The sequence below is a fragment of the Brevibacterium yomogidense genome (assembly GCF_900163715.1).
In the GTDB taxonomy this organism is placed as follows: domain Bacteria; phylum Actinomycetota; class Actinomycetes; order Actinomycetales; family Brevibacteriaceae; genus Brevibacterium; species Brevibacterium yomogidense_A.
In genome coordinates, this window is the sequence record NZ_FWFF01000001.1 from 548,048 (window position 1) to 564,100 (window position 16,053).

General features: G+C 68.2%; 13 protein-coding genes. 9 read left to right on the plus strand and 4 right to left on the minus strand.

The genetic code is table 11. The annotated features are described in order from the left end of the window. The first annotated feature begins 23 nt into the window (after positions 1-23). Complete coding sequence (locus FM105_RS02245; RefSeq protein ID WP_087003997.1) at positions 24-1,337, plus strand: DUF445 domain-containing protein; 1,314 nt, start codon at positions 24-26, stop codon at positions 1,335-1,337. Between the two features lie 91 nt (positions 1,338-1,428). Beyond that, positions 1,429-2,418, plus strand: a complete 990-nt coding sequence (locus tag FM105_RS02250; protein WP_087004000.1) for an NADP-dependent oxidoreductase — start codon at positions 1,429-1,431, stop codon at positions 2,416-2,418. A gap of 99 nt (positions 2,419-2,517) precedes the next feature. Here FM105_RS02250 and FM105_RS02255 read toward each other — a convergent pair whose 3' ends face one another. The 3 genes from FM105_RS02255 to FM105_RS02265 are packed head-to-tail and all read right to left on the minus strand — an operon-like array spanning position 2,518 to position 5,824. After that, the gene (locus tag FM105_RS02255) at positions 2,518-4,194 is read right to left on the minus strand and encodes an ABC transporter permease (protein WP_087004003.1); all 1,677 of its coding nucleotides are present in this window, start codon (positions 4,192-4,194) and stop codon (positions 2,518-2,520) included. An 11-nt stretch (positions 4,195-4,205) separates the two neighbouring features. Continuing rightward, positions 4,206-5,153, minus strand: coding sequence for an ABC transporter ATP-binding protein (locus tag FM105_RS02260; RefSeq protein WP_087004006.1), 948 nt, complete (start codon positions 5,151-5,153; stop codon positions 4,206-4,208). Continuing rightward, entirely contained in the window at positions 5,150-5,824 is a 675-nt protein-coding gene (locus FM105_RS02265) for a TetR family transcriptional regulator (protein WP_179207019.1), read from the minus strand. The genes FM105_RS02260 and FM105_RS02265 overlap by 4 nt, the downstream gene beginning before the upstream one ends. Before the next feature lie 236 nt (positions 5,825-6,060). On the opposite strand from FM105_RS02265, the gene FM105_RS02270 reads away from it, so the two are divergent. From FM105_RS02270 to FM105_RS02285, 4 genes are all read left to right on the plus strand, one after another. Beyond that, the gene (locus FM105_RS02270) at positions 6,061-6,858 is read left to right on the plus strand and encodes a MerR family transcriptional regulator (RefSeq protein ID WP_087004012.1); all 798 of its coding nucleotides are present in this window, start codon (positions 6,061-6,063) and stop codon (positions 6,856-6,858) included. A 252-nt stretch (positions 6,859-7,110) separates the two neighbouring features. Continuing rightward, entirely contained in the window at positions 7,111-7,524 is a 414-nt protein-coding gene (locus FM105_RS02275) for a VOC family protein (protein ID WP_087004015.1), read from the plus strand. A gap of 225 nt (positions 7,525-7,749) precedes the next feature. Further along, positions 7,750-9,060, plus strand: coding sequence for a replicative DNA helicase (gene dnaB, locus FM105_RS02280; protein ID WP_087004018.1), 1,311 nt, complete (start codon positions 7,750-7,752; stop codon positions 9,058-9,060). An 83-nt stretch (positions 9,061-9,143) separates the two neighbouring features. Beyond that, entirely contained in the window at positions 9,144-10,010 is an 867-nt protein-coding gene (locus FM105_RS02285) for a sulfurtransferase (protein WP_087004020.1), read from the plus strand. A gap of 126 nt (positions 10,011-10,136) precedes the next feature. Here FM105_RS02285 and FM105_RS02290 read toward each other — a convergent pair whose 3' ends face one another. Further along, positions 10,137-11,402, minus strand: coding sequence for an acyl-CoA dehydrogenase family protein (locus FM105_RS02290; protein ID WP_218777887.1), 1,266 nt, complete (start codon positions 11,400-11,402; stop codon positions 10,137-10,139). A 246-nt stretch (positions 11,403-11,648) separates the two neighbouring features. Here FM105_RS02290 and FM105_RS02295 point away from each other — a divergent pair, with 246 nt between their 5' ends. From FM105_RS02295 to FM105_RS02305, 3 genes are all read left to right on the plus strand, one after another. Further along, positions 11,649-13,136, plus strand: coding sequence for a GntP family permease (locus FM105_RS02295; RefSeq protein WP_087004024.1), 1,488 nt, complete (start codon positions 11,649-11,651; stop codon positions 13,134-13,136). Between the two features lie 229 nt (positions 13,137-13,365). Next, complete coding sequence (locus FM105_RS02300; protein ID WP_087004027.1) at positions 13,366-14,706, plus strand: acyl-CoA dehydrogenase family protein; 1,341 nt, start codon at positions 13,366-13,368, stop codon at positions 14,704-14,706. Next, complete coding sequence (locus FM105_RS02305; protein WP_087004030.1) at positions 14,703-16,046, plus strand: MFS transporter; 1,344 nt, start codon at positions 14,703-14,705, stop codon at positions 16,044-16,046. Before FM105_RS02300 ends, FM105_RS02305 begins: the two co-directional genes overlap by 4 nt. Positions 16,047-16,053: the final 7 nt, after the last annotated feature.

Here is a 16,053-nt window from a genome sequence, read left to right on the forward strand (position 1 = left end):
CCTGCGCGCGGTAGCGTTGGGCTGTGACCATCGAACCGTCAGCTCAGAGTCCCCGCGGGTCGCCGCCGTCTCCCGCTCGCGCGGGCACGGTGGCCGAGGACGCGGCACGTGCCGTCGCACTGCGCAAGATGCGCGTGCTCGCGACATCACTGCTGATCCTCGCAGCGATCATCTTCCTGCTCGTCCACCTGCTCACGGACATGACCGGCGTCTGGGGCTTCGTCGCGCGGGCCTCCGAAGCGGCGATGATCGGTGCGATCGCGGACTGGTTCGCGGTGACGGCCCTGTTCCGTCACCCGATGGGGCTGCCGATCCCGCACACCGCGATCATCCCGCGGAAGAAGGACACGCTCGGAGCGAGCATGGCCCACTTCGTTGCGGCGAACTTCCTCCAGGCGGAGACTGTGTCGACGAAGATCCGCACCGCAGAGCTCACGCGCAGAGCCGGTGACTGGCTCATCGCACCCCGCAATCAGGACGTGGTGGTCCGTCGTGCAGGCCAGGGCCTCGAGTACGTGCTGGCACGGGTGGACGATGAGGCGATCGCGGACCTCACCCGCAATGTGCTCGTCCCCAAACTCGTGTCGACCCGGAAGTCGCCCGCTCTGGGGATGCTCATCCGGGAGATCGTGGACGAGGGTGCGCACCACCACCTCGTCGATCTGATCGTCGGCGAGGCGCACGCATGGCTGTCGGAGAACCCTCAGGTCATCGATGACATCGTCCAGCAGAAGTCGCCCGACTGGGCTCCGCGCTTCGTGAATGACGTCGTCTCCAATCGCCTGCGCCGCGAGGTCCTCGAATGGACGGCAGAGGTCCGCGATGACCGCTTCCATCGCGCGCGCCAGGCGCTGGACGCGTGGCTCGTGGAGGTGTCCCAGGACCTGCGCGGGAACACGCCGTTGTCCGAGCGCGCGGAGAAGGTCCTCGACGACCTGCTCACACAGGACGGCGTCGTCGACGCGGTGCTGGAGATCTGGTCGTCGCTGAAGCGCCTGCTGCGGGCCGCCGTCCTGGATGAGGACGGACCTGTCCACGCGCGTGTCCGCGCTCTCCTCACGGAGGCCGCGGAGCGCATGCGCACGGATCGCGCCTTCGCCTCAGAGATGGACGAGCGGATCGCCACGACCGCCGGAGACCTGGTCGAATCGTTCGGTCCGGAGCTCGCCTCCGTCATCTCGGACACGATCGCCGGCTGGGACGCGAAGGAGGCCTCCGATCGCATCGAGCTGTACGTCGGCCGCGACCTGCAGTACATCCGGATCAACGGCACGGTCATCGGTGCGCTCGTGGGCGTCGCGATCCATGCCCTGACCCTCGTGCTGCCCGCCGGGTGACGGTGTCCGCGAGCCGCACGACGACCAGGACGAGCACGACGACCGCGACGACGATTCCACACAGACGAGACACGGAAGAGAGGGGCACTCCATGACGTCATCCGATGACGCGACAAAGAACGACCGGCCGACGATGAGGGCGATGCGCCAGGAGGAACACGGCGGGCCCGAGGTCCTCCATGAGGTCGAGGTCCCGCGCCCCGCTCCCGGCATCAGCGAGATCCTCGTGCGGGTCGAGGCCGCGGGCGTGAACCCGACGGACTGGAAGCACCGGTCCGGCCGCCGTTTCCTGGGCGATCCGCCCTACACCCTGGGCTGGGACGTGTCCGGAGTGGTCGAGGAGGTCGGCCTCGGCGTCACGCTGTTCGCACCGGGCGACGAGGTCTTCGGCATGCTCCCCTACCCCTACGGCGCCGGGTCCCATGCGGAGTACGTCGCGGGCCCCACGCGGGCATTCGTCCCGAAGCCCGCGGCGATCGACCACGTGCAGGCCGGGGCGATCCCGCTGGTCGCGCTCACGGCGTGGCAGTCGCTGGTCGACACCGCGCAGGTCGGAGCGGGGGACCGCGTCCTCATCCACGCCGCAGCGGGCGGGGTGGGCCACGTCGCCGTGCAGATCGCCAAGGCGCGCGGTGCCTACGTGATCGGCACGGCCAGCGCGCCCAAGCACGACTTCGTCCGCGGTCTGGGCGCAGATGAGGTCATCGACTACCGCGAGACCGACTTCGTCGACGCCGCACGGGACATCGACATCGTGCTCGACACCATCGGCGGCGACAACCAGCTGCGCTCCCTGGAGACCCTGAAGTCCGGAGGCATCATGGTCTCGACCGTGCCCGTCGGCGCGGATGGCCTGCAGGAGAAGGCGGCGAGCCTCGGAGTGCGCGCCGCCCTCATCCTGGTCGAGGCCGACCGCGGCGCGATGCAGGAGATCGCACAGCTGGTCGAGGACGGGAAGCTGCGGGCGACCATCGCAGAGACCTTCCCCTTCACACAGGCCTCCCGTGCGCACGAAGCGGGCGAGACGAACCGGACCTCAGGCAAGCTCGTCCTCACGATGGGCGACCAGCCGGCTCGGTGACGGTGACCGCACCGGGGCACTGACCTCGCCGCACTGCGCCGCCGAGGCCCCGGCCGGTCCCCAGCGTTCCGCTGGGACGTGGCCGGGACCTCGGCGGCGTCAGATGCGGCCCACCTCCCGACGGCGCCAGCCCAGCAGCCCGATGGCGATTCCCGCTGCGCCGATCGCGGTGAGCCAGACGACCGGCTCCCAGGCGATCGCCTCGACGGGGTACTCCGCGAGGTGACCGAACGGGTCCATGTCGAACACGAACTCCGGCAGCTCGAGCAGCGAGCCGAAGGTGCCGATGATGGCGGAGAACGCCACGAGCAGCCATCCGACGGGCACAGCGAGCCGCGGCAGCCAGCCGAGCAGCGCGGTGACGACTCCCAGGATGCTCAGCACTGCAGGAGCTTTGAGCACTCCTGCGGCCAGCAGGTCGCCGAAGCGGGAGGCGCCGTCCTCCTCGAGCGAGAGAGCGGCGCCCGCTCCCATCGCCGCGCCGACGGCGACGAGGATCAGGAGCACCCCGGCGATCGTGATCGTGAGGTGCGCGCCCAACCACGCGGTGCGGGAGATGGGGGCCGACAGTCCGTACTCGGCGCGACCGCTCGCCTCCTCGCCCCTCACCTGCTGCAGGCTCCCCACCCCTGCGGCGGTCACGAAGACGGCCATGAAGAGCGCGATGTATGCGAGGTATCCCAGCATGATGTCCTCGCCGACGAAGACGCCCGCGAGCTCTGGCGGGAGGGAGTCTGCTGAGTCGAGCATCGTCTGCGCGTACGAACCGAACATGAGCGACGTGAGCACCAGGGCGATGGCCCAGCCGCGCAGCGTGCCCAGCAGCGACCGCAGGGCGAGGCCCAGCGGAGTGCCGAGCGAAGGTCGGCCCTCTGCCCTGCCCAGCCTGGCCGGCAGCAGTCCGGCCCCCACGTCGCGCCGGGTGGACAGCCAGTACCCCAGCCCGGCGAGCACGGCGGCGCCACCGGCGAGCGGCAGCAGCGGCCACCAGAGGTCATCGACGTAGGGCGCGGTCTGCTGAGCCCATCCCAGGGGCGAAGCCCACGAGAGAGCGGTGCCTCCGACCTCCGGCGCATCGCCGGCCATCCGGATGACGTAGGCGAGACCCAGGAGGCCTCCGCTCAGCGCGGTGGCGCTGCGCGACGACTCGCCCAGCTGCGCCATCGTCGCCGTGGCACCGGTGAAGAAGAGCCCGACGGCGGCTGCGGTCGTCGCCACGAGGAGCGAGCCCTCCCACGCGTAGCCGGCGCTCAGTGCGCCGACGAGAACGAGTGCGGAGGCGGTGAGTACGAGCCCCGCGGTCACGAGCAGCGTGGCGGTGAGGGTCGCATGGCGACCCACGACATTGGCGCGGACGAGTTCCGCGCGCCCGGCCTGCTCGTCCGCGCGAGTGTGTCGGACGACGGTGAAGATGCTCATGAGCGCGCCGAGGATGTAGATGAAGACCGCATATCCGGCGGCGAAGAAACGTTCGTGCGTGGGGTCGTCCATGCCGAAGCCGGGACCCACCATCATGCGGCCGACCGGATCCGCGTAGAGCCCGGCGAGGCTTGCGAGCGCCGTGTCGTCCTCGGCGATGATCTGGATCGCGTGGGCGAAGTAGAAGCCCATCGCGCCCACGCCCAGTACCCAGACGAGTGCGCGGATGCGGTCGACTCGCACGATGAGGCGCGCGAGTGCGAGGGTGCCTGTGAGCGGACGAGAGCCGCTGCGTGTGCGGGGTGCGCTGCGTGTGCCGTGAGCCGTGTGCTCGGACGCGCGCGTGACGGTGGACATCTCCGGTCTCCTCAGTGCTTCGCGTCGTCGGGCGAGGCGGGGGCGTCTGCGGCGGCTTCGTCGGTCGCGGCGTGTCCGTAGTGGCGCATCAGCAGCTGCTCGAGCGTGGGCGGATGGGCGACGAGAGAGCGCACTTCCCGCGGGGCGAGTGCGGTCATGATCTGGGGGACGCGGTCGCCGTCGACGTCGAAGACCGTCCGGCCGGCTTCAGTGCGGAGTCCGTGCACGCCCTCCATTCCGCCGAGGTCGCCGACCGGATGGGCGGTTTCGACCTCGATGGTCGTCCGCGTCACGTGGCGCAGCTCCGTGAGAGAGCCCGATTCGACGATCCGACCGGCACGGATGATCGAGACGCGGTCCGACAGCGCTTCCACCTGAGACAGGATGTGGCTGGAGAGGAGCACCGAGACGCCATCGGCACGCTTCTCCCGGATGACCTCCTGGAACACCGCCTCCATGAGCGGGTCGAGGCCCGCGGTGGGCTCGTCGAGGAGCAGCAGGTCGACATCCGCGGCCAGCGCCGCGATGAGCGCGACCTTCTGCCGGTTGCCCTTCGAATACGTCCGCGTCTTCTTCCGCGGGTCCAGGTCGAAGCGCTCGATGAGTGCATTGCGCCGGCGGGCGTCATAGCTTCCGCGCAGGCGCAGGAACATGTCGATGACCTCACCGCCGGTGAGGTGCGGCCAGATCTCCACGTCGCCGGGGACGTAGGCGAGTCTGCGGTGCAGTTCGACGGCGTCCTTCCACGGATCGCGACCGAACATGCGGACGGCGCCGCGATCCGCCCGCAGGAGTCCCAGAAGAATGCGGATCGTCGTGGACTTCCCCGCGCCGTTGGGGCCGAGGAATCCATGGACCTCGCCGTGGGCGATCGTGAGGTCGAGGCCGTCGAGCGCACGCACGGATCCGAAGGACTTCACGAGGCCTTCAGCGGTGATGAGGGGATGCGATGGTGTCATGGCTGTGCTCCGGGATGAGTGTCGTCGTCGATGTCCATGAGATTGCGATAGACGTCAGCGTTGAGGACGGGCTGCGTGTACAGCTCGAGGACGCCGGCCATGTACGGGCCCATGTCCTCGGGGGGACCGTCGATGGGGTCGATGTCCAGGTGCCGCTTCATCTGGCGGTGCAGGAGGAGCGCACCGAACGACTGGAGCATCATGATGACCGCTCGGCGGCGCGGGTCCGACGAGGGGTGCACGAGGCCCAGCTCCTCGCCCTCCGCGGTGTAGACGAGCGAGTCCTCCACGAGCTGGTCGAACAGGTGGTCCGTCTGCTCACCGCCCACCGCGAATGCGCGGAAGAGGTAGAGGAGCAGATGCTTCTGCGTCTGCATCAGCTCCGTCACGTAGCTGCGCGGCAGATGACCGCGGTGGACGGAATCGGTCTTCGATCGGCTGATCTGGTCGGCGATGTGGTGATCGCACGCAGTCCGCAGACCCGCGGTGGATCCGTAGTGGTGGATGACCAGCGGCGCGGAGACGCCCGCCGCGACGGCGATGTCCTTGAGCGTCACGTGGTCGAACCCGCGTCGTCCGTAGAGGTCGATCGCGGCGTCGCGGATCCGCGCGGCGCCTCCCGGACCGTCACCGGTGACGTCGCGGTCGTCACCGCGGTACGTGTATGTCACCTTCGCTCCTCCGGTCGTGTGCGTGTGCTCCGCCTGGCGGAACGCCTGTGATCCAATTGCGGCTGAATGCGCATTAAGCCAGGTGACATGACGGTAGGCCGCTGAATGGTCGCGTGACAAGGGGCCTGAACGAAGTCGTCGCCGCGTTCAGCGCGACAGTCCACGCTCTCGCAGGCGAGGTTGACCCTCACGCAGCGTGAGGCCCCACCGTTGTGTCCGTGGTCGAGAATGGAGACATGGACGTGGACGACGACGGCCTGACGGTCGGCCGGACCGCCGAGTCGGTGGGTATCAGTGTGCGCACCCTGCATCACTGGGATGCGATCGGACTGGTGACCCCGGCGGAGCGGACGTGGTCGGACTATCGGGTCTACTCCGCATCGGACATCGCCAGGATCCAGCAGGTGCTCATGTACCGGGAGCTGGGACTGTCGCTGTCGGAGGTGCGGACCCTGCTGGACGATCCCGACGCGGACGTCGTCGAGCAGTTGGATGTCCAGCGCGCCCTGCTCTCCGAACGCATCGACCGCCTGCGGCACATGGTCGCCGCAGTGGATCAGATGAAGGAGGCTCATATGAGCGAGAACAGACTGACAGCACAGCAGCAGGCGGACATCCTGGGCGATGACTGGGATCCGGCGTGGGAGGACGAGGCCCGGCAGAACTGGGGCGAGACTCCGGAGTGGGAGCAGTCGGAGACGATCAAGAACCGCATGACCGCCGATGACTGGAAGCGGGTGAAGGAGGAGAACGACACGTTCGAGGCCGATCTCGCCTCCGCGATGGCGGCGGGCGTCGCACCCGGTTCCGAGGAGGCGAACGCGCTCGCGGAGCGCCACCGAGCCTCGATCGGCCAGTGGTTCGACATCAGCCACCGGAAACAGGTGTGCATCGCCCGCATGTACGTGCAGGATCCCCGGTTCCAGGAGCACTACGACAAGCGGGCCGCCGGGCTCGCGGCCTGGCTCACCGCGATCGTGGACGAGAACGCGCGCGCCCGGGGCATCGACCCGGACACCGCGACCTGGGAGTGAACGCGACCCGGGAGTGAACGCGACCCGGGAGTGATGCGGGCTCTCTGGTCTGACGTCTATCGGATCGAGTGAGTGCAAGTCGGCCCGTTTCCTGCCGGACATCTCCGGGTTGTACTCACTCGACGGGGGAGGAGGCGCCGCCGAGGTCGCGGCGGAGGTCGCGAGCGGGGTCGCGAGCGGGGTCGCGGTCGAGTCCCGGTCGAGTCGCGGTCGAGCGTCCCCGTGTCCGTCCCTCGGCCCATACTGGTGCGCATGAATGAGGTCACGTACCCACGACTGCGATCCACGGTGCTCGATACGACGGATGTCCACGGGCTCGCGGACTTCTACCGGCGGCTGCTGGGGTGGGAGCCCGCGCCCGGGAACGGGCCGGACGACGCCGAGGCAGATGAGTGGCAGATCATCCGCGGTGTCGATGGGCGGATGCTGGCGTTCCAGTACGCCCAGGAGGTCCCGCGGTCGACCTGGCCGTCTCCGCACGTGCCGCAGCAGCTGCACCTCGATTTCACGGTGGCGACGACCGCAGAGCTGGAGGAGTGCCACGACCGGGCACTGACTCTGGGAGCGTCGCTCATCCGTGACGAATCCGACCATCCGGACGAACCGATCTGTGTCTACGCTGATCCGGCGGGCCACCCGTTCTGCATCTTCGTGATGGAGTGGTGAGGGTGACCGCTGGTGGGTGATCCGATACGTCTGACTGGTGCGGTGAGAGGGCCACGACGCGATAGCCTGGAGTGCCCTGCACCTGGTGCTGGGCGAGTGTCCTCAAACGGTTCTGTGCGGTGCGCGCGGGGCTGACCGGTGGTTCGTGGCGGCGGTGCCGTCGGGTGTGTGTGGAAAGGCGTGTGCGTGAGCGAATCGGGTGAGTGGCAGCGGTCGGACGCGGGTATGCGGACGCCTCCGCAGGATGTCGAGGCGGAGCAGAGCGTCCTGGGCGGCATGCTGCTGTCGAAGGACGCGATCGCGGACGTCATCGAGGTGCTGCGCCCCGAAGACTTCTACAAGCCGGCGCACGAGACGATCCACGAGACGATCCTCGACCTCTATGCGAAGGGCGAGCCCGCGGACGCCGTGACGGTGGCGGCCTCACTCACGAAGTCGGGTGACCTGGCGCGGATCGGCGGAGCGGCCTACCTCCACACGCTCATCGCCTCCGTGCCGACCGCCGCCAATGCGGGCTACTACGCGCGGATCGTCAGCGAGGCCGCACTGCTGCGGAAGCTGGTCGAGGCGGGCACCAGGATCGTGCAGATGGGCTTCGACGCGGAGGGCGACGCGGAAGAGCTCGTCAACAGCGCACAGGCGGAGATCTACCAGGTCACCGAGCGCCGGACGACGGAGGACTACCAGCAGCTGGGCGTGGTCATCGACCGTGTCGTCGACAACATCGAGAAGCTCAGTGACAACGTGGACGGTCCCGCGGGCGTGCCGACGGGCTTCGAGGAGTTCGACCAGCTGACGAACGGTCTGCACGAGGGGCAGATGATCGTCATCGCGGCGCGTCCCGGTGTGGGCAAGTCGACGCTGGCACTGGACTTCGTCCGGTCGGCGGCGATCCAGAACTCGCGGGCCACCGTGTTCTTCTCCCTCGAGATGTCAGCCGATGAGCTGGGGCTCCGACTGCTGAGCGCGGAGACGGCGATCCCACTGCAGAACCTGCGGCGCGGGGAACTGGATTCGAGCGATTGGACGTCGGTCGCGACGACGATGGGGCGGATCCACGAGTCGCCGCTGTTCCTCGACGATTCGCCGAATATGGCGCTGCCGGAGATCCGCGCGAAGTGCCGCCGCCTCAAGCAGCAGCACAACCTGGGCATGGTGGTCATCGACTACCTGCAGCTCATGTCGTCGGGCAAGCGCGTGGAATCGCGTCAGCAGGAGGTCTCGGAGTTCTCCCGTTCGCTCAAGCTGCTGGCGAAGGAGATCCAGGTGCCGGTCATCGCGCTGTCGCAGCTGAACCGTTCGTCGGAGCAGCGGACGGACAAGCGGCCGATGATCTCCGACCTGCGTGAGTCCGGCTCGATCGAGCAGGACGCGGACATGGTGCTGCTCATCCACCGCGAGGACATGTACGACAAGGAGCACCCGCGTGCGGGTGAGGCCGACATCATCGTCGCGAAGCACAGGAACGGCCCGACGGGTGACATCCCGGTCGCGTTCCAGGGCGCGAAGTCGCGCTTCGTCGACATGCCGCGCTAGGGCGGGTCAGAGCACTCGCGCTCGACTCGCCACTGACCAGAACCACGACCACGGACCGTATCGACCGCGACTCCAGGAGAGACATGTCCAGCATCCCGGCCCTCGTCGACACCGACTGGCTCGCCGAACACGCAGCAGATCCGAACCTCCTGATCGTCGATGCGACGACCTTCCTGAACCGGCCGGCGGGTGACGGAGCGCGCGTCGCCGAAAGCGGGCGGAGCACCTACGAGCAGGCGCACATCCCGGGGGCGGTGTTCGCCGATCTGCTCCTCGAGTTCGCCGATCAGGAGTCCGGGAGGTACTTCACGGTGCTGCCGAGCGAGGCCTTCGCGCGGAGGGCCGGGGCTCTGGGCATCGGCGAGGGAACCCACGTCGTCGTCTACGACCAGGGGGAGGACATGTGGGCGACCCGGCTGTGGTGGAACCTGCGTCTGGAGGGCTTCGACGAGGTGTCGGTCCTCGATGGCGGGTTCGCCGCGTGGCAGGAGGCGGATCTGCCCGTCGCCGCAGGTGTGGAGACGACGCCTGCGGCCACGTTCACCGCACGGCGTCGGCCCGAGCTGCTCGCGGATCAGGCGGCGGTGCTCACAGCACTCGAGACTGACGATGTGCAGCTCATCAATGCGCTGGACCCGGACATCTTCGACGGTGCGAAGCAGGTCTACGCCCGACGGGGCCACATCCCCGGATCGGCCAACGTCTTCTGGCGCGACCTGAAGGTCGATGATCGTGCAGGGTCGATGGATGCGGTGCGACAGCGGCTCACTCCGACCGGAGCACTCGATGAGGATCGGAGCGTCGTCACCTACTGCGGCGGAGGGATCGCCGCGACCTACGTCGCGTTCCACCTGGCCCAGCTGGGCCGCGATGACGTGGCGGTGTACGACGGGTCGATGACCGAATGGGCCGCCGATGATTCACTGCCCCTGGAGATCACCGGCGACTGAGGGCAGTCGACCGCCCACTGCTGAGCGCGCCCATGCCATGAGTGCGCATGACGAGAGCGCGCGGGTGACCGGAACAGATCCGTCACCCGCGCGCTCTCAGTGCTCAGCGCGTGGAGAGTGCTCTGATCAGTGCTGCGCCAGCTCGTGGCGGCCGACCACCATGTGGTGGACCTCATCCGGTCCGTCGGCGAAGCGCAGGTGCCGCACGTCCGCGTACAGGTCGGGAAGCGGCGTGAACTGCGACATCCCGTACGCACCGTGGATCTGGATGGCCTGGTCGATGATCTTGCAGGCCTTCTCCGGGACCGCGGCCTTCGCCATCGACACCCAGATGCGGGCCTCCTTGTTGCCCAGCACGTCCATGGCCTTGGCCGCCTTGAGCACCAGCAGGCGCATCGACTCGATCTCGATCCGCGCCCGGGAGATCTTCTCGAGGTTGCCGCCCAGCTTGGACAGCGGCTGTCCGAACGCCGTGCGTGAGTTGCCGCGCTTGACCATGTAGTCCAGGGCGACCTCTGCCTTGCCGATGGTGCGCATGCAGTGGTGGATGCGACCCGGGCCCAGACGCAGCTGCGAGATCTCGAATCCGCGACCTTCACCCAGGAGGATGTTCGACTCCGGGACGCGCACGTCGGTGAGGCGGATGTGCATGTGGCCCGCAGGGGCGTGGTCATCGCCGAAGACGTGCATCGGGCCGACGACCTCCACCCCGGGGGTGTCCATCGGCACGAGGATCTGCGAGTGGTTGCGACCCCGCTCGCCGTCATCGTTGGTCTTGACCATCATGATCATGATCTTGCAGCGAGGATCCCCGGCACCGGAGATGTAGTGCTTCTCGCCGTTGATCACCCACTCGCCGTTCTCCAGCACTGCCGACGTGCTCACGTTCTTGGCATCGGACGTGGCGACGTCCGGCTCGGTCATCGCATACGCCGAGCGGATCTCGCCGTCGAGCAGCGGCTGCAGCCACTTCTCCTTCTGCTCAGGCGTGCCGACCCGCTCGAGGACCTCCATGTTGCCGGTGTCCGGTGCGGAGCAGTTCATCACCTGCGAAGCCAGGGGGCTCTTGCCGAGCTCGATCGCGATGAAGGCGTAGTCGAGATTCGACAGGCCCTCACCGGTCTCCGAATCGGGCAGGAAGAAGTTCCACAGGCCCTCCTCCTTCGCCTTGTCCTTGGCCGTCTGCAGAATCTCGAGCTGTCCGGGGGCGTAGGTCCACCGGTCCTCGTGGCCCTCGCCGAGCGTGAGCCACTCCTCATGCATCGGGTCGACGGTGTCCCTGATGAACTGCTTCACGTGGTTCAGCAGCGGCAGGGCCTTCTCGGACATCCGCAGGTCATTCAGCTGGTCCTGAGGGTCGGCGCCGCCCATGCCGTCCTGATCGTTGCTCAAAACTTCCTCCTCATCGTGGATGTTGCACAACTCTTGGATTGTGCCTGTTACCGCGATCACGCTGCAGGCGCGTCCGCATGGCGTACTCCACTGGTGCAGGGTCACATCGCGGACCCGACGTGGTGCCCACCACAGCCAGCAGTAGCATTGCTCCTCGGATTAGTCGGACGTCCGACTGAAAACTGAAGAACGCCGAGTGGTCCGGCTCCGCGCTGAGGCGCCGGCCGACCGGGGAGAGGTACGTACATGTCGTGGGGACTCATAGGCATCTTCGTGTCATTGGCGTTGCTGATCGGACTGGCCTATCGGGGCCACTCGGTGATCGCAGTCGCCCCCATCGCCGCAGCCGTGGCGATGCTCTTCGCCGGAGTGCCGCTCCTGGCCGGGTACACCCAGATCTTCATGCCCGCACTGGGCGGCTTCATCATCAGCTACTTCCCGATGTTCCTCACCGGGGCGATCTTCGGGAAGCTGATGACCGTCAGCGGGTTCGCGGAGAGCATCGCCAGCTGGATCGCGCGCGTCGTCGGAGCCCGCCACGCCATCTTCATCACCGCACTCCTCAGTGCGCTCTTCACCTACGGAGGGATCAACGCGTGGGTCGTCGTCTTCACCGTCTTCCCGATCGCCCGGTCCCTCTTCCAGCAGGCTGACATCCCCAAGCGCCTGGTCCCCGCAGCGATCGCGGCAGGCTTCCTCACGTTCGCGCTCGGCACGCTGCCGGGCTCGCCGCAGATCCACAACACGCTGCCCACCAGCTACTTCGGCACGACCACGTTCTCCGCGCCCTTCCTCGGCCTCATCACCGGTCTGGTGATGTTCGGCCTGAGCATCCTCTACCTGCGGTGGAGGGAGAAGAAGATCCGTGCGGCCGGAGAGAGCTTCAACGACCTCACCGTGATGGAGCGGCGAGGGGCGGCTCCGCACGCGGAGGGCGGGGCCGGCGACGACGGTTTCGCCGACGACAGTGCGGTCCCCGCAGCACCCGGCACCGCCGGTGCGGCGACCGCGGTCGACGCGAAGCGGACGACTCTGCTCGAATTCCTCGCCGGTCTGTTCCCGCTTATCGCGGTGATCGGCGCGAACGCACTCTTCACGTTCGTCATCATCCCGTCGTGGAACACCGACTACCTCGCCGAGGACCTGTTCGGCAATGTGACGGTCGCAGACGTCATCGGTGTCTGGTCGGTGACGGCGGCGATGCTCGTCGCCATCCTGTCCGTGTTCGTCCTGCGGCCCCGGCGGGCGCGCGCCATGGTCGACGAGCTGTCCGAGGGTGCGAAGAACTCCGTCCTGCCGGTCTTCAACACCGCGACCGAGGTCGGCTACGGTGCCGTGATCACCTCACTGGCCGCGTTCACCGTCATCCGCGACGGGCTGTTCGGCATGGGCGGGAACGCCGTGCTCACCTCGAGTGCGACGACGGCCGTGATCTCCGGTGTGACGGGGTCTGCGTCCGGCGGCCTCGCCATCACGCTCGAGGCCTTCGGGGACCAGTTCGCCCAGATGGCTGCGGCGCAGGGCATCGATCCCGCGATCATCCACCGCGCAGTCGCCACCGCGTCGACGAGCTTCGACTCGCTGCCGCACAACGGCGCGGTCATCACGCTGCTGCTGGTCACCGGGCTCACGCACCGGGAGTCCTACAAGGACATCGGCGTCATCACCATCGGCACGCCGATCATCGGCGTGGCCCTCATCGCGGGACTGGGCTTCCTCTTCGGCGCGTTCTGATCGCCCCGTGTCTCACCGCGCCTGACCGCGCCCGGCGGCCCAAGCCTCACGATCCACTCCCGTGTGTCCCCGTGCGACGCCGCATGACGCCGTGTGACGCGAGCCACTCGGTGAGGTCGCGTCCCTCACTACGTTCGATCTCGTCTGACTCCACATCACGGTCAGCACACCTCACGACGATCACACGAGGCGACGGTCCACGGCCCGCCGCTCAGGAGGCCCACCACGGATGTCGACCACCACCGCGACCCCGCCGAGCCGCACGCTCCCCGCTGACTACGAGTCGCTGAGCGATCGGTTCCGCCCGCTCTTCGCGCGGATCGCCGAGGGTGCGCTCGCCCGCGAACTCGACCGCCGCCTGCCGTTCGACGAGGTGAAGGCGCTCGACGAGGCGGGGTTCGGGGCGCTCCGCGTCCCGCACGAGCACGGCGGCCCCGGAGTGACCATCGAGACCTTCACCCGTCTGCTCATCGACCTCGCTGAGGCCGACTCCAACATCGCCCACCTCTACCGGTCGCATGCCGGGTTCCTCGAGGCGCTGCGCTTCCAGCCCGCCCACATCCAGAACGCGTGGTACCCGCGTGTGCTCGCCGGTGCGACGGTGGGCAACGCGTCCACGGAGAAGGGCGGCAACGCTCTGGGCGATCTCAGCACGGTCCTCACCGGGGCCGTCGGATCCTGGCGCCTCACAGGTCAGAAGTTCTACTCGACCGGCACGATCTTCAGCGACTACACCCGTGTGTCCGCCTCGTTGGATGGTCAGGACGGCCGCCGCTTCGCCGTCGTCGCGATCGATGCCCCCGGGGTCCGCGTGGACGACGACTGGGACGGCTTCGGCCAGAAGCTCACCGGCACCGGCACGACGACCTTCGAGGACGTGCCGGTGGACGACGACGCCGTGTTCGACCGCATCACGGGCACCGTCGAGGCCATCCACGAGGCCGCGTTCTTCCAGCTCGTGCTCCTCGCCGTGCTCGCCGGCATCGCCCGCGCCTCCCGCCGCGATGCGGCCGCGACGATCAGCTCCCGCAAGCGCACCTTCAACACCGGACTGGGTCTGCCGTTCCGTGAGGATCCGCTCATCCAGGAGGCGACGGGCCGCATCGCTGCCAAGGCCTACGCCGCCGAGGCGACCGTCCTGCAGACCGCCCGCGTCCTCGACGAGGGGATCGAGGCTGCGACCGCATCCGGTGCGGATCGCGCGGACTTCGCAGGCACCGTGCCCGAGGCGGTCCAGACGTCGGAGATCGCCGTCGAGCACGCGCAGGTCACCGTCCCCGAACTCGCCCTGGGCGCGGCACAGGACCTCTTCCTCACCGTCGGCGCCTCTGCCACCTCGAGGTCCAAGGCGCTCGACCGTCACTGGCGCAACGCGCAGACCGTCGCGACGCACAATCCGATCTCGTTCCGCGCCCGAGCGATCGGCGACTACTGGATCAACGGAACCCTCCCGGTGGGGCTCAACGCGATCGGCGATGCGAAGCCGACGGCATCCGATACCGCGACGGCATCCGACGCGACGGCAACGTCCGATGCGACGACGGCGACCACGACGGGACCGAGCGCATGACGTCGGCGGTCACGACGACCTCGGCGGCGGTCCCCTCCGGATCGCAGGGACTGTTCGCGGGCAAGCAGCGCGTGCTCGCGTCGGCCTTCGCCGGCACGACGATCGAGTGGTACGACTTCTACCTCTACGGCACGGCGGCGGCCCTCATCTTCAACGTGCAGTTCTTCCCGACGGGCACGGAGCTCGGCAGCACGCTCGCCTCCTTCGCGTCACTCGCGGTGGGCTTCTTCGCCCGGCCGTTCGGCGGCATCATCGCAGGCCACCTGGGCGACCGGATCGGTCGGAAGGCGCTCCTCGTCGCCTCACTGATGACGATGGGCGTCGCGTCGACGCTCATCGGCCTCATGCCCACGTTCGAGGCGATCGGCTGGTGGGCGGCGTTCGGCCTCGTCGTCCTGCGCATCGTCCAGGGCCTGTCCGCGGGCGCCGAATGGGGCGGCTCCGCGCTGCTGTCCGTCGAGCACGCGCCGGTGGGCAGACGCGGATTCTTCGGATCCTTCACGCAGATCGGTTCTGCCGCGGGCATGCTGCTGGCCACGAGCTCGTTCTTCCTCGTCCAGACCCTCCTGACGGATGAGCAGTTCGCGCAGTTCGGCTGGCGCATCCCGTTCCTCGCGTCGTCGCTGCTCGTCGTGCTCGGACTGTGGATCCGGCTGGGCGTGGCCGACGCGCCGGAGTTCCTCGAGCACAAGGAATCCGGCAACGTCTCCAAGCAGCCGCTGTGGGAGGTCGTCACGAAGCACCCCCGCGTGCTCCTCGTGACGATCGGACTCCGGCTGGCGCAGAACAGCGTGTACTACCTCATCACCGTGTACATGCTCACGTACCTGGCCGACCAGCGCGGCGACTCGACGTCCGGCATCACCGCCGTCATGATCGCGTCCGCGCTCGGCCTCGTGACCGGCCCGTTCTGGGGCTGGGTCTCCGACCGGGTGGGCCGGAAGGCCGTGACGCTGGGCGGCATCATCGGCATCGGCGTGTTCGGGTGGATCTTCTTCGCGTTCCTGGACAGCGGACCGCTGATCTTCCTGCCGATCATCGTGGTGCTGGGGATGAACCTCGCGCACGACGCCGTCTACGGGCCGCAGGCCGCGTGGTTCGCCGAGCAGTTCCCCATCGAGGTCCGCTACTCCGGCGTGAACATGGGCTACCAGCTGGGCACCGTGATCGGCGGCGGGATCATGCCGATGATCGCCGCACTGCTGTTCGTCGCGGGTTCAAGCACGCCCTGGCTGATCTGCGGCTACCTCACCCTGCTCTGCGTGCTGTCCGCCCTCGCCGCCCTCGCCGCACACGATCCGGCCCGTGCTGAGGCGTCACTCCGCGCCGCCGCAGCATGAGCCCGTT

What these genes read in the sequence shown, in the direction of transcription:
- FM105_RS02250 (WP_087004000.1), top strand. Translation starts at nt 1,429, where the DNA reads ATGACGTCATCCGATGACGCGACAAAGAACGACCGGCCGACGATGAGG.
- FM105_RS02255 (WP_087004003.1), bottom strand. Translation starts at nt 4,194, where the DNA reads ATGTCCACCGTCACGCGCGCGTCCGAGCACACGGCTCACGGCACACGC.
- FM105_RS02260 (WP_087004006.1), bottom strand. Translation starts at nt 5,153, where the DNA reads ATGACACCATCGCATCCCCTCATCACCGCTGAAGGCCTCGTGAAGTCC.
- FM105_RS02270 (WP_087004012.1), top strand. Translation starts at nt 6,061, where the DNA reads ATGGACGTGGACGACGACGGCCTGACGGTCGGCCGGACCGCCGAGTCG.
- FM105_RS02275 (WP_087004015.1), top strand. Translation starts at nt 7,111, where the DNA reads ATGAATGAGGTCACGTACCCACGACTGCGATCCACGGTGCTCGATACG.
- dnaB (WP_087004018.1), top strand. Translation starts at nt 7,750, where the DNA reads ATGCGGACGCCTCCGCAGGATGTCGAGGCGGAGCAGAGCGTCCTGGGC.
- FM105_RS02285 (WP_087004020.1), top strand. Translation starts at nt 9,144, where the DNA reads ATGTCCAGCATCCCGGCCCTCGTCGACACCGACTGGCTCGCCGAACAC.
- FM105_RS02295 (WP_087004024.1), top strand. Translation starts at nt 11,649, where the DNA reads ATGTCGTGGGGACTCATAGGCATCTTCGTGTCATTGGCGTTGCTGATC.
- FM105_RS02300 (WP_087004027.1), top strand. Translation starts at nt 13,366, where the DNA reads ATGTCGACCACCACCGCGACCCCGCCGAGCCGCACGCTCCCCGCTGAC.
- FM105_RS02305 (WP_087004030.1), top strand. Translation starts at nt 14,703, where the DNA reads ATGACGTCGGCGGTCACGACGACCTCGGCGGCGGTCCCCTCCGGATCG.